Origin of the sequence: Staphylococcus sp. M0911 (assembly GCF_003491325.1) — a bacterium.
Lineage (GTDB): Bacteria > Bacillota > Bacilli > Staphylococcales > Staphylococcaceae > Staphylococcus > Staphylococcus warneri_A.
This window is the reverse complement of the sequence record NZ_CP022881.1, coordinates 1,856,723-1,870,513: the sequence shown is the minus strand read 5'-3', so window position 1 is coordinate 1,870,513 and position 13,791 is coordinate 1,856,723. Positions and strand designations below refer to the sequence as shown.

Annotated in this window: 14 protein-coding genes and 1 pseudogene; 6 read left to right on the top strand and 9 right to left on the bottom strand. The window is 32.8% G+C overall.

Annotated elements, in window-relative coordinates; translation table 11 throughout:
* Positions 1 to 148 precede the first annotated feature (148 nt).
* From ssp1_RS08970 to ssp1_RS08960, 3 genes are all read left to right on the top strand, one after another.
* The gene (locus tag ssp1_RS08970; RefSeq protein ID WP_075778069.1) at positions 149 to 1,630 is read left to right on the top strand and encodes a leucyl aminopeptidase family protein; all 1,482 of its coding nucleotides are present in this window, start codon (positions 149 to 151) and stop codon (positions 1,628 to 1,630) included.
* A gap of 155 nt (positions 1,631 to 1,785) precedes the next feature.
* Positions 1,786 to 3,102, top strand: a complete 1,317-nt coding sequence (locus ssp1_RS08965) for a Na+/H+ antiporter family protein (protein ID WP_002450821.1) — start codon at positions 1,786 to 1,788, stop codon at positions 3,100 to 3,102.
* 21 nt (positions 3,103 to 3,123) lie between these two features.
* Positions 3,124 to 3,498: a PaaI family thioesterase gene (locus ssp1_RS08960; protein WP_002450820.1), complete on the top strand. Its 375-nt coding sequence runs from the start codon at positions 3,124 to 3,126 to the stop codon at positions 3,496 to 3,498.
* Between the two features lie 43 nt (positions 3,499 to 3,541).
* On the opposite strand, the gene ssp1_RS08955 is transcribed toward ssp1_RS08960, so the two are convergent.
* Complete coding sequence (locus ssp1_RS08955; RefSeq protein WP_075778070.1) at positions 3,542 to 4,702, bottom strand: NAD(P)-binding domain-containing protein; 1,161 nt, start codon at positions 4,700 to 4,702, stop codon at positions 3,542 to 3,544.
* A gap of 210 nt (positions 4,703 to 4,912) precedes the next feature.
* Between ssp1_RS08955 and bioB the strand changes: the two are divergent.
* Positions 4,913 to 5,890: pseudogene (gene bioB / locus ssp1_RS08950) on the top strand (biotin synthase BioB).
* A gap of 82 nt (positions 5,891 to 5,972) precedes the next feature.
* Here the strand turns inward: bioB and mnhG1 are convergent.
* The 8 genes from mnhG1 to kapB form a co-directional block, all read right to left on the bottom strand.
* Positions 5,973 to 6,329 carry a Na+/H+ antiporter Mnh1 subunit G gene (mnhG1, locus tag ssp1_RS08945; protein ID WP_002450816.1) on the bottom strand — a complete coding sequence of 119 codons (357 nt, stop codon included), beginning with the start codon at positions 6,327 to 6,329 and terminating at the stop codon, positions 5,973 to 5,975.
* Positions 6,307 to 6,600: a Na+/H+ antiporter Mnh1 subunit F gene (mnhF1, locus tag ssp1_RS08940; protein WP_002450815.1), complete on the bottom strand. Its 294-nt coding sequence runs from the start codon at positions 6,598 to 6,600 to the stop codon at positions 6,307 to 6,309. The genes mnhG1 and mnhF1 overlap by 23 nt, the downstream gene beginning before the upstream one ends.
* Complete coding sequence (gene mnhE1 / locus ssp1_RS08935) at positions 6,600 to 7,079, bottom strand: Na+/H+ antiporter Mnh1 subunit E (protein ID WP_075778071.1); 480 nt, start codon at positions 7,077 to 7,079, stop codon at positions 6,600 to 6,602. Before mnhE1 ends, mnhF1 begins: the two co-directional genes overlap by 1 nt.
* The gene (mnhD1, locus tag ssp1_RS08930) at positions 7,079 to 8,578 is read right to left on the bottom strand and encodes a Na+/H+ antiporter Mnh1 subunit D (RefSeq protein WP_118828199.1); all 1,500 of its coding nucleotides are present in this window, start codon (positions 8,576 to 8,578) and stop codon (positions 7,079 to 7,081) included. Before mnhD1 ends, mnhE1 begins: the two co-directional genes overlap by 1 nt.
* Complete coding sequence (mnhC1, locus tag ssp1_RS08925) at positions 8,565 to 8,912, bottom strand: Na+/H+ antiporter Mnh1 subunit C (RefSeq protein WP_002450812.1); 348 nt, start codon at positions 8,910 to 8,912, stop codon at positions 8,565 to 8,567. The genes mnhD1 and mnhC1 overlap by 14 nt, the downstream gene beginning before the upstream one ends.
* On the bottom strand, positions 8,912 to 9,340 hold the full coding sequence (gene mnhB1, locus ssp1_RS08920; protein WP_002450811.1) for a Na+/H+ antiporter Mnh1 subunit B: 429 nt from the start codon (positions 9,338 to 9,340) through the stop codon (positions 8,912 to 8,914). The genes mnhC1 and mnhB1 overlap by 1 nt, the downstream gene beginning before the upstream one ends.
* Positions 9,321 to 11,744 (bottom strand): Na+/H+ antiporter subunit A, encoded by a 2,424-nt coding sequence (locus ssp1_RS08915; RefSeq protein ID WP_107535790.1) that lies wholly within the window; start codon positions 11,742 to 11,744, stop codon positions 9,321 to 9,323. Before ssp1_RS08915 ends, mnhB1 begins: the two co-directional genes overlap by 20 nt.
* 129 nt (positions 11,745 to 11,873) lie before the next feature.
* Positions 11,874 to 12,254, bottom strand: coding sequence for a sporulation phosphorelay system protein KapB (gene kapB / locus ssp1_RS08910; RefSeq protein WP_002450809.1), 381 nt, complete (start codon positions 12,252 to 12,254; stop codon positions 11,874 to 11,876).
* 65 nt (positions 12,255 to 12,319) lie between these two features.
* On the opposite strand from kapB, the gene ssp1_RS08905 reads away from it, so the two are divergent.
* Together ssp1_RS08905 and ygs are read left to right on the top strand one after the other, a co-directional pair.
* Positions 12,320 to 12,913, top strand: coding sequence for a peptidylprolyl isomerase (locus ssp1_RS08905; RefSeq protein WP_002450808.1), 594 nt, complete (start codon positions 12,320 to 12,322; stop codon positions 12,911 to 12,913).
* 301 nt (positions 12,914 to 13,214) lie between these two features.
* The gene (gene ygs, locus ssp1_RS08900) at positions 13,215 to 13,595 is read left to right on the top strand and encodes a S1 domain-containing post-transcriptional regulator Ygs (protein WP_002450807.1); all 381 of its coding nucleotides are present in this window, start codon (positions 13,215 to 13,217) and stop codon (positions 13,593 to 13,595) included.
* The last annotated feature ends 196 nt before the right edge of the window (positions 13,596 to 13,791 follow it).

Genomic DNA, 13,791 nt, shown 5'->3' with positions numbered 1-13,791 from the left:
TATGAAGCCTCCTTACTTAAAAGTTTGGAGGCTTTTTTGTATGCTTAAATATAAATAAGATCATTTACAACTATTGAAAGAGTGACTTTAAAAATAACTACTTATCATAATAGTTGATTTAAATTAAATATCAAAAGGAGGCTGTATGATGAATATCCAAATTAATTCTACTAATCTAGATGACATACATACATTAATTATTGGTATTCCTGAACATATGAATCAATTAAATGATATCGTGTATCACGAACAATCATTAATGAATGATTTAAAAGTTTTAAAGAAAAATCATATTATACAAGGTGCAACTGGAAAGATAACGACATCAATGATTTATATTCAACAACAACCTAAACGTCTTATAACTGTTGGATTAGGAAATATTAAAGAATTAACTTATGCGGATTATTTAATCATTTGGGGAAATGTGTTTCAGTTTTTAAAACAAGAACATATCACAGAAGCAGAATTGTTACTAAACTCATTTTTAAGTCCACATATTGAAGACGATGTAGTGACTAAAACGCTAGGTTTGCAAAGTGAACAAGCTATTTATCAGTTTGACAATTATAAATCTGATAAGCGTGCACCTTATCAACCTGATTTACACGTAAATGTTGACTGTGACCTTGAGAAAATTGAAACTAAAATACAAGAAGGTAAAACGGTAGGTGAATCAATTAATTTAGCGCGTGAATTAAGTCAAAATCCCCCTAATCTGTTAACACCTCAATATTTTGCTGAGCTTGTCGTACAACACTTTAAAGATTCATCTGTAGAAGTAGATATTAAAGATGGTCAGAAAATACAATCAGAAGGATTTGGATTGATACATGCGGTAGGAAAAGGCTCTATCCATGAACCTAGAGTGATTACGATGCAATATGATGGTAGTCGTACTGATGAGAAGCCAATTGTCCTAGTTGGAAAAGGTATTACCTATGACTCAGGTGGCTACAGTATTAAAAGTAAAATAGGAATGCAAACGATGAAATTTGATATGTGTGGCGCTGCAAATGTTGTTGCCATGATTGAGGTTGCTCATCAATTAGCGTTACCAATTAATATTATAGGTATCATAGCTTCTGCTGAAAATATGATTAATGACAAGGCAATGAAACCAGATGACGTTTATACCGCATTAAGTGGTGAAACAGTTGAAGTACTCAATACAGATGCTGAAGGTCGTTTAGTATTAGGTGATGCTGTTGCATATGCAACTCAATTTCAACCTCAAGTTATTTTAGATTTTGCTACATTAACAGGTGCTGCAATTGTGGCTCTAGGTGAAGATAAGGCTGCCGCGTTTGAAACTAATGCCAGTGAGCAATTAAAAGCGATTTTAAGTATCTCTAAAACTGTTGATGAACAAGTGTTTGAATTACCTATTACAAAAACAGAAAGACAGTTAATTAAAAATAGTGATGTCGCAGACTTAGTCAATCACACAAATGGACAAGGGAAAGCTTTATTTGCCGCTTCATTTATCAGTCATTTTAGTGGCTCAGTACCTCATCTGCACTTTGATATAGCTGGTCCAGCAACGATAAATAAACCATCACATAAAGGTCCGAAAGGTCCAACAGGATATATGATTCCAACGATTGTTGAATGGTTAAAATCATTATAGTTATTTAAGGAAGCGCCTTAGCGCTTCCTTTTATATTTTTTGAAAGGGTTATTTAAACTAGATTTCAATTTCTTATTGACTTTATAAAATTGAGTTGCTATGATATTATCCATAAATACTTTAGTTCGATAGAGTAGTAAAGGATGGTTTTGCGTATGATTAATGCAGTAGTGATTGCTGTTATTTTAATGATTATTTTATGTTTATGTAGGTTGAACGTTGTGATTAGTTTATTCATTAGTGCTTTAGTAGGTGGTATGCTATCTGGCATGAGCCTTGAAAAAGTCATTAACATATTTGGTAAGAATATTGTTGATGGGGCCGAAGTAGCACTGAGTTATGCGTTATTAGGTGGCTTTGCCGCTTTAATTTCCTATAGTGGTATTACTGATTACTTAGTTGGTAAAATTATTAAAGCCATTCACTCTGAAAACAGTCGACTTTCAAGAATCAGAGTGAAAGTGATTATAATTGTTGCACTTTTAGCAATGAGTATTATGAGTCAGAACTTAATACCTGTACATATTGCGTTTATTCCAATAGTAATTCCGCCATTATTAAGCTTATTCAATGATTTAAATATGGATAGACGCTTGATTGGTTTAGTTATTGGATTTGGATTATGTTGGCCGTATGTGTTATTACCGTATGGTTTTGGTCAAATATTCCAGCAAATTATTCAAAGTGGGTTCCAAAAAGCGCACCATCCTATCGAATTTAATATGATTTGGAAAGCGATGCTTATTCCTTCAATGGGCTATATTGTAGGCTTAATTTTAGGACTTATCGTCTATCGTAAGCCTAGAAAATATGAAGAGAGAAATATTAATGATAGAGCAACAGTTACAGAACTAAAACCATATATTTTAGTTGTGACTGTGATTGCCATTTTAGCAACATTTATTGTTCAAACATTAACAGAATCAATGATTTTTGGTGCTTTAGCAGGTGTACTTGTCTTCTTTGTATCACGTGCATATAGTTGGTATGAATTAGATGAGCAATTTGTAGATGGTATTAAAATCATGGCATATATTGGTGTGGTTATTTTAACTGCAAATGGCTTTGCTGGTGTTATGAACGCAACTGGTGATATTGATAATTTGGTTAAAAGTTTAACTAGTATTACTGGAGACCACAAATTAATTAGTATAGTAGTGATGTATATTATCGGATTGATCGTGACGTTAGGTATAGGTTCTTCATTTGCAACAATACCAATTATCGCTTCATTGTTTATTCCATTTGGTGCATCTATTGGTTTAGATACAATGGCATTAATAGCGTTAATAGGTACAGCAAGTGCGTTAGGTGATTCTGGATCACCTGCAAGTGATTCTACATTAGGGCCTACAGCAGGATTAAATATGGACGGTCAACATGATCATATTAGAGATACTTGTATTCCAAACTTTTTATTCTATAATATCCCATTAATTATTTTTGGTACGATTGCGGCCATGGTATTATAGTATAAAAAGAGGAGTGTTAGGTTGACCAATTTATTAGAAACATTTGAAATGAATGTTGAAATTGAAGAAGAAGGTAAAGTTGTCATTTCAATGCCTGTAACAGATAAAGTGAAACAACCGTTTGGTTATCTACATGGTGGCGCAAGTTTAGCATTAGGTGAAACTGCATGCTCATTAGGTGCAGCAAACTTAATTGATACGTCTAAATATATTCCATTAGGTTTAGAGATGAATGCTAATCATATTCATTCAGTTAAAGAAGGTAAAGTGATTGCGATTGCTACTATTATTCATCAAGGCAAATCAACACAAGTATGGCATATTGAAATTAAAGATGACAATAATCAATTAATTAGTATAATGCGAGGAACAATGGCTATTAAGCCATTGAAATAAATAAAAGCTACCGTTTCGTTGTGAAGCGGTAGCTTTTATTATGTTATGATGCGAGTTGTTTTTGTAGGCGAATAAACGCTTGGTATATTCTTTCGGATGCTTCTCTGCCTCCCATAATGTTTCTACCAAAAGGTCCTAGTTCTAAATCAGCTAAACCTCCAGCTACAAATAAATGTGGTAGCCATTCTAGTTCATGCGTAATGTCTGGGAAACCACATTGTGCGATAGGGGCATTGAAATGTAAAACTAAATCTTGAATCATAGGTTGTGACATGACAGTATTTTCAAATCCTGTAGCCAATAAGATATGATCATAATACATCTTGCCATTTGAAGTAATGATATGATGATTTTTAATATCTTCAATCTCATTTTTATGAATGATTAAACGACCTTGGCTCATTTTTTTCTTTAAGCGCAGATATAACTCATGAGGCATCGATCCTTTATGACGTTCTGTTTGAATAATACGCATTCTTTCTTCAGAAGATTCGATATTTAGGAATGCATTCATATTTTTGGGACCTAACCATCCTGGATCCGCGTCAAAGTCATGAATTTCAATATCTTTATTAAGCCATAAATGTACTGTTTTACTGTCATCATTATTGACTAATTTTAGGGCTAAATGTGCAGCAGATATACCACTACCTACAACATGAGATGTTTGTTTTTCTTTAATTTGTGATTCTTCTTCATCAAAAATATGTTGAATATCTGGTTGATCATGATACATAGCTGGGATATAGGCACGATGATTGCAACCGTGTGCAATGATTAAATACTGTGTTGACAATATTCGACCATCATTTAATTCTAATTGCCATTGTTGATGATTATCTCGATGTATATGCCTTACGGCTCCTTGTATATGACTTTCATTCAAACGATATTGATGGATGAGTTCATGTGTATGATGCATGAACATATCGCGTTGAGGACGCTTATATGGCCCATAAGTAGCCCCTGTATACTGATTTAATTTAGCGTATTGTTTTAAATGAAATGGTTTTGGATGTATATGGTGTACAAAAGGTGATCTTAAAAAAGGCATACTAATACGATGTGTATAACTATTAAATTGTTCACATAATGTACGATAGGGATCAATGATTGTTAAATCCTTAGCGTCTAAACCAGCTTGTCTTAATTTTAAAGCTATGGTTGTTCCTTGAATGCCACCACCAATAATTGTCCATTGCATACTATCAACTCTTTCTTATTTTTTATAAAACGTAATTGTTTCGATTTGTAAAATTGTAGCATATTTGTGACATGAATACAATTTTTATATTGAAAGGATGAATCACGCTTATAATGTAAACTTTTATTTTAATTAAGTTTACATTGTACTAAGTTAAGTCAATGACTTTATATGGTGAGTGATTACTTTTTAAGAAGAGGAGGATTTCTGATGACATTATCAGAACGAATTTTAAACAATGAGCATTTTTCTAAAGAAGCGTGGATGCATATATTTGAAGATGAACATATCGATACATTGGATTTATTACATGAAGCGTATAACATTAGAAAGCATTATTATGGTAAACGTGTAAAATTAAATATGATATTAAATGCTAAAAGTGGTATTTGTCCTGAAGATTGTGGCTATTGTGGTCAATCTAGATAAATGAAGCAAAAACAGAGATATAGTTTAGTTGATAAAGAACAGATTAAAGATGGTGCCAATGTAGCACGAGAACATCAAATTGGAACGTATTGTATTGTGATGAGTGGCCGTGGTCCAAGTGATAAAGAGGTTGCACATATTTGCGATACAGTTGAGGAAATTAAAAGTATTCATCCTCAATTAAGAATTTGTGCGTGCCTAGGATTAACAAATGAAAAACAAGCTGCAAGGTTAAAAAAAGCAGGTGTCGATCGTTATAATCATAATATTAATACCAGTGCACGATACCATGATAATGTAGTGACTACACATACGTATAAAGATCGTGTTAATACAGTTGAGATTATGAAACAACATCATATATCACCTTGTTCAGGTGTAATATGTGGTATGGGAGAATCAAATGAGGATATCATTGATATGGCATTAGCATTAAAAAAGATTGATGCTGATAGTATACCTATTAATTTTTTACACCCGATTAAAGGTACTAAATTTGGAGATATGGATGAGTTAAATCCAATAAAGTGTTTACGAATTATTGCGATGTTTAGATTAATTAATCCTACTAAAGAAATAAGAATAGCAGGTGGACGAGAAGTGAATTTAAGATCATTACAACCTTTAGCATTACAAGCTGCTAATTCAATATTTGTTGGAGATTATTTAATTACTGGTGGACAGCCTAATCAAATGGATTACGAGATGTTAGAGGATTTAGGATTTGAAATTGATGTTGTTAATAACGACACCCATTAAAATTATTTGCAATTCAAATATGTCATATTAATATAAAACAGCCAAACGGTTGATGTATAACATCCCGATTGGCTGTTTATTTCTATAATTTTTTATCTTTTAAATCGTCTTTGATTTCATCTTGTTTAGTATTTTTACTGTAGGGTGTTTTAATATTATAGGCTGCTTTCATAATCATATGGCTTGAAAGTGGACCAGTGATTAGTACAAATATGATGCCTATAATTAACTGCATATTTGTATAACCATCTTTAACAATAAAGTATAAAAAGGCCCCAAATAATAAACTCATAGCACCTAAAGTAGACGCTTTTCCTGCAGCATGTGCACGTGAATAAACGTCTTCAAGCCTCAATAAACCAATAGCTGCTACCGCACTAATAAGTGCACCAATCATAATTAAGATAATTGAAATACTAATGATGATGGTTTCGATCATGTTCAATCACCTTACCTTTATCCATGAATTTTGAAAATACAGCTGTGCCTAAAAAGGCTAAAATACCTACTAGTAGGATAACAACAATCATATATTTGATATCCATTAAAATACTAAAAAGGGCAATAACTGCCATCAATTGTAATCCCATTGCATCTAATGCAACAACTCTGTCGGCTAGAGATGGGCCTAAAATAACTCTAACTAACATTGCTAACATAGATAATACGACAATGACTAAAGCAATAATTATTAATGTTTTGGTAATCATTATTGTTCGCCCACCTCTCTAACTACTTTTTCAAGTGAAGATTTAATACCTTCAGTTTCTTCTTCAGTAGTACTAAAGTTAATGGCATGGATATAAATTTTTGTACGATCATCACTAATTCCAAGGACGACAGTACCTGGCGTTAGTGTGATCAGGTTAGACAGTAACACGATTTGCCAATCCGTCTTCAAGTCTGTGTGATAGACAAAGAACCCAGGTTTATTTGAAATATGTGGTTTTAAAATAATTTTCAACACATCTAAATTCGCTTTAATTAATTCTAGTAAGAAAATGAAAACTAATTTAATCATTCTATAAATACGTATGAGATAAAATTTACCTGGCATCACACGGTGGAGTAGGTAAACTAAAATGAGACCAAATAGATAGCCTAATACAAAGTTATTAAGTGTATAACTATCAGAGATAAGTAACCATATGATTGAGACTAATAAATTAATAACAATTTGGACTGCCATTATGATTTACCCCCCAATACGCTATTGATGTAAACAGTTGGATCGTAGAATGTTGTTGCGCCTTCTTTAATAATAGGGTATAGCACATCTGCTGATAAACCGAATATCACAGTAATAACCACAGCTACGATAGATACGGTAGTCATACCTAATGTATTAGCTTTATTTGTGACGTCATATCCTTTAGGTTCTCCGAAGAATCCTTTTAAGAAAATTCTTATGACTGAGTATAAAACAACTAAACTTGATAATAAGACAACGATACCAGTGATATAGAAGCCTTTTTCAAATGTAGCTTGCACAATATATAGCTTTCCGTAAAAACCACTTAAAGGTGGGATTCCGGCTAAACTTAATGCAGCAATGAAGAATGTCCAACCTAGCACTGGGTATTGTTTAATTAAACCACCAAATAAACGTAAATCGGTAGTTTTAGTGATTTTATACATGACCCCGATGAGTAAGAATAGAGATGCTTTTACTAACATATCATGGATAGTGTAATAAATAGCACCTATCATACCTGCTTCATTCATCATAGCTGCGCCAACCAATATAACGCCAACAGCAATCATAATATTGTATAGAATGATTTTCTTTGTATCATAGTATGCTATTGCACCAACGCAACCGAATATAATCGTCATGATAGCTAGGAATAAAATGACATAGTGAGAAAAACTTACTGTATTGTTAAAGAACAAGCTTAAAGTTCTAGCAATTGCATAGACGCCGACCTTTGTTAATAACGCACCGAAGAATGCAATAATAGCGAAAGGTGGCGCATAATAAGCGCCTGGTAGCCAAACATACATAGGGAAGACACCAGCTTTTGTAGCAAAGACAAATATAAATAATATAAATACAATGTTTACTAAGCCACTTTCATGTGCTGATAAATCATTCAAACGTTGACTAATATGCGCTAAGTTTAAAGTGCCCACGACAGAGTATAGAATCGCTACACCCATGACAAAGAATGATGATGATACAACATTGACTAATATATACTTAATCGTTTCTTGTAATTGAATCTTTGTCGTACCAATAACTAATAAACAGTAGGATGACATTAAGAATACTTCGAAGAATACGAATAAGTTGAAAATATCACCTGTTGTAAATGCACCGATGATACCAATAAGCATAAACATAATAGAGAAATAATAATAAAACGTTTCTCTTTCAACACCAATAGATTGATAAGAATATAATATGATGAGTGCAGTAATGATAATACTCGTAATAATCAATAATGCACTAAAAATATCTAATACAAAAACGATACTATAGGGTGCTTTCCATGAACCTAATTCTAATTTAATAGGTCCATCTTGTAAGACATTTTTTAAATTAAGTATTGCAATTATTAATGTAATGATTGTACCTACTAATGCGACATAACGTTTGATATGCGGTCTTTTTCCAATGAAGACGAGTAATATTGCCGTCAGAATTGGTACAACTAAAGTAAGAGCTAACATATTACTCTCTGACATCTTCTGGAACTCCTTTCATACTTTCAACGTTATCTGTACCAAGTTCTTTATAAGTTCTAAATGCTAAAACTAAAAAGAAAGCAGTAGTAGCAAAAGCGATAACGATGGCTGTTAATATAAGTGCTTGTGGGATTGGATCAACATAACTTTGCGTGCCTTTTTCATAAATAGGTGCTTTGCCATGTTTTAATCCGCCCATTGTTATTAAAAATAAATTTGCTGCGTGTGTTAGTAGCGTAGTCCCCATAATGATCCGTATCAAACTCTTAGACAAAACGAGATAGACGCTAATTGCTGTGAGGATACCACTAACAAATATCATAATAATTTCCACTATTCGTTCTCTCCAATCGATAAAATAATAGTCATTACAGTTCCAACTACGGCACATAAGACACCGAAATCAAAGAATACAGCGGTAGTCATATGCATGGGCGCTAGCAATGGAATAGGTATGTCAAATGTGACATGTGTAAAAAAGTTGTTGGACATGAACCAACTTGCCATTGGAGTACCGACGCAAAATAATAATCCGATACCAATTAATATTTTAAAATCAATTGGAAAAATACGTCTCATTGTCTTTATATCAAATGCAATGGCAATAACAACCAAAGCGCTTGAGAATAATAAACCTCCAACGAAACCGCCACCTGGTGTATAGTGACCTGCTAGAAATAGTGAAAAGCCGAACATCATAACCATGAAGAAAATGATGACTGCTGTATATTGGAACATTAAATCATTTTTCTGTCTGTTCATGACGTTTCACCTCACTTGTTTCTGAACGATGTTGATGTTTCATACGTAATTTAATCATTGTATAAATACCTAAACCTGCGATACCTAATACGGATGATTCGAATAAAGTATCCATGCCACGGAAATCTACTAAAATAACATTAACCATATTTTTACCTGAAGCAAGATCGTAAACATGATCTTGATAATAATGAGTGATTGATTCGAAGTGTCTATTGCCATACGCAATTAATCCTAAAATCGTCACAACAAGACCGACACCAACCGAAATTAAAGCATTTATGACTTTAAATGATCGTGTTTCGTTGTAACGGTTAAGATTAGGTAAGAAATAGAAACATAGTAAAAATAATGCGGTAGAAATGGATTCTACAACAAATTGTGTTAATGCTAAGTCAGGTGTTTTAAAGAATATAAACAACACTGAAACAGAATAACCGACAGCGCTTAACATAATAATGCTAAATAAACGAGATTTAGCAAAGACAATTAAGAACGAAGCAATGACAAGTAAAACAATGATGCCTACTTCAAATATTCTAATGCGACTGACATCTTTGAAATTAATTGTGAATGGAACGCTTAATAAAATTACTGTAGTTAATAAAATTAATAAACCGAAGATAATCACGAGATTATTTCGAGAAGATTCAGTGACATAGCTATTTGTCATATTTTTAGAATACGTTGGCATTATTTTACCAGTTCGATCGTACCAGTAATTAAGTGTAAGTTGGTTAGGTTGTGACTGTAATAATTTAATCCAATAAGCAAACGTTATGATGAGTAAAATACCAATGATGTAGATACCAATAGTTGTAATAAATGCCGGTGTTATACCGTGGAATAAGTGAAACTCGGCACTTACTTGAGTTGTTTGACTCATTGATGTTGTCGCTGGTTCAATAATCGATTGTGTCAATACTCCAGGGAATAGACCAAATATAATAACTAATATAGCTAATATTGATGGTGAAATAAGCATTAATATAGATGCTTCATGAGCTCGTTGTGGTAATTGATTAGGTTTATATTCTCCAAAGAATATATGCATAATAAATTTAATTGAATAGACAAAAGTAAAAATACTTCCGACAATGGCAAGTATTGGGAAGATGAGGCCTAATGTATTTAGACTCATCACATGCGCGTGTGTTAATTCAATGACGGATTCTAAGAATTTCTCTTTAGATAAAAAGCCATTAAAAGGTGGGACGCCTGCCATACTTAATGAAGTAATAACAGTAATCGTGAACGATATAGGCATAATAGTTAATAAACCACCTAATTTCTTAATATCACGCGTTCCGGTACTATGGTCGACTGCACCAGTTATCATGAATAACGCACCTTTAAACGTAGCATGATTAATTAAATGAAATGCAGCTGCAGTAAAGGCAGCTATATAAAGTTGACTATCTTGACCTTCAAAATGATAGTTAACTGCACCCATACCTAACATAGACATGATCATTCCGAGTTGTGACACAGTTGAAAAGGCTAGTATACCTTTTAAATCTTGTTGTTTTGTTGCATTTAAAGATGCCCAAAATAAAGTGATTAATCCAACTAGTGTAACTGTCCAAATCCAACCTTGTGATACAGCAAAAATGGGCGTCATTCTTGCAATTAAATATAAACCAGCTTTAACCATTGTTGCCGAATGTAAATAGGCACTAACAGGTGTTGGTGCTTCCATTGCATCTGGTAACCATATGTAAAAAGGTACTTGAGCTGATTTAGTAAATGCACCAATTAAAATAAATATCATAGCCAGGATAAAGAAAGGACTGTTTTGTATTTCTGCAACGTGTTGAATAATATAATGTAAACTAAATGAATCTGACGCTACAGAAAGTAAAATGATGCCACCTAAAAGGCTAAGTCCTCCAAAAACTGTGATGATTAAAGATTTTTGAGCCCCATAAATGGAAGCCTGTTTCTCTCTCCAAAATGATATAAGTAAAAAACTTGAGAACGAAGTTAACTCCCAGAATAAGTATAAAATAATAAGGTTATCTGAAAGAACAACGCCTAACATTGCACCCATGAAAAGTAATAAATAACAGTAAAAATTCCCTAATTGTTCTGATTGGCTTAAATAACCAATGGAGTATAAGACAACTAAACTGCCGACACCAGTAATCAGTAAGCTGAATAACAACCCTAATCCATCAACATAAAGGTTGAAATTCATACCGATATGTGGCATCCACTTAAAAGTTTTCATTACGGTATTACCTGACGAAGTAGTCGTAATAAAGGATAAGAAATATATAAATAAGACGACGGGGACAGGTAATACAAACCAACCTATGTGAATTCTTTTGAAGAAGCGATATAGGATTGGAATAATGAGTGCAAATATTAACGGTAATAGAACCGCAATATGTAACAAACTCATTAAATTGTCCTCCTTTAAAAATGTTTATGATATTCATTATACATGAATCATATCATTCTGAAAAACGTCTGAACGCTTGAAATTACTGAATTTCTATCCACTGTTAAATAAGAAGAAACACGTCAATTTTTAATGAAAATTTTGTTTGTATTGAATAGTATAATCAGCTTTAAGTTGTTCTAAATTTTGTAATGAACGCTTTGCATGTGCGTCATTTTTTTCTTTTAATTGTGACTCTAAATTTGAAATAGCTTGTTGAAGAGAATCTTCATATGACATTTTTTCGACATTAAAGTCACGTAATTGTGAACGCTTAGCATATCTTTTTTCATAATGGCTTAATGCTTTACGTTCATGGAAAAATACACCTGTCGATTCATTAGGATTGTGTAAATCACCTTGTTTAGGATGTTTGATCACTTGTTCAACTTGAACTAAAACGTCGTCACCAGTATCTTCTTTAATTGAAACACCGTAGCTTCCTGTCTTATGAGAAAATCGATATAACATGCTATATTACTTCCTTTCAAATGTGTTAATATATACGTATATCATAACATGAATGGAGAATTTTAATGACGAACTATCCTCAGTTAAATAAAGAGATACAAGAAGATGAAATTAAAGTTGTAATGCATACTAATAAAGGAGACATGACATTTAAGTTATTCCCTAATATTGCACCTAAAACAGTTGAAAACTTTGTTACACATGCTAAAAATGGTTACTATGATGGGGTAACTTTCCACCGCGTAATCAATGATTTTATGGTACAAGGCGGCGACCCGACTGCAACTGGAATGGGTGGCGAAAGCATTTATGGTGGTGCATTCGAAGATGAGTTTTCGTTAGAAGCGTTTAATTTATATGGTGCATTATCTATGGCTAATGCTGGTCCGAATACAAACGGTTCACAATTTTTTATCGTTCAAATGAAAGAAGTACCACAAAATATGCTAAGTCAATTAGCTGATGGTGGTTGGCCAGAACCAATCGTTAAAGCGTATGGTGAAAATGGAGGTACGCCTTGGTTAGATCAAAAACATACTGTATTTGGTCAAATGGTTGAAGGTGAAACAACATTAGAAGACATTGCGAATACGAAAGTAGGACCTCAAGATAAACCTGTACATGATGTAGTTATCGAATCTATCGATGTTACTGAATAAGGTGACTGTTTGTATTTAACGATTCGTAAACATGATTTTAGGATAATTTCAATTTAAAAAAGATTAGAAACTTCACGCTCAAGTAAAGTCATACTTTGAACGTGAAGTTTTTTAATGTTATATAACATAGAGGGGCACAACATTTTTATCAGACATTTTATTATTATCATTATGGGAATGAATAAAGTTCCATAGGATCTATTTCAAAATAATTCAAAAAATTCAACGTTATAGTTAGTCCCTTAATTTGTTTTATGCTATGATAATAGTGTTAAGAAAAACGAAATAAGGGGTTATCAAGTTGAATAATCACTACAAAGAAGGTCAACATATTAAGGTACGTGTGACTGGTATTCAACCGTATGGCGCATTTGTTGAGGCCCCTGACCATACTGAAGGACTTATCCATATTTCTGAAATCATGGATGATTATGTCCATAACTTGAAGAAATTTCTATCTGAAGGACAAGTCGTCAAAGCTAAGATTTTATCAATTGATGAAGAAGGTAAACTCAACTTGTCTTTAAAAGATAATGATTACTTTAAAAATTATGAACGTAAAAAAGAAAAACAGTCGGTGCTAGATGAAATAAAAGAAACAGAAAAGTATGGGTTTCAAACACTTGAAGAACGCTTACCGGTCTGGATCAAACGGTCTAAACGTACTATACGTCAAGATTAAAGTGACGTAATTATATTCGTTATATTTATACTAAGAATATAGGGATGATATAAACGATAGTATCTATTTTGTGATGGATATTATCGTTTTTATTTTGAGAAAGTTGAACAAGTATAGCTTCAGTCTCTAAAGAGCCCTTTGATTGTTTGATGATGATTCATATAAAAAATCTATAAGCAAATAAATAGAGCATAAA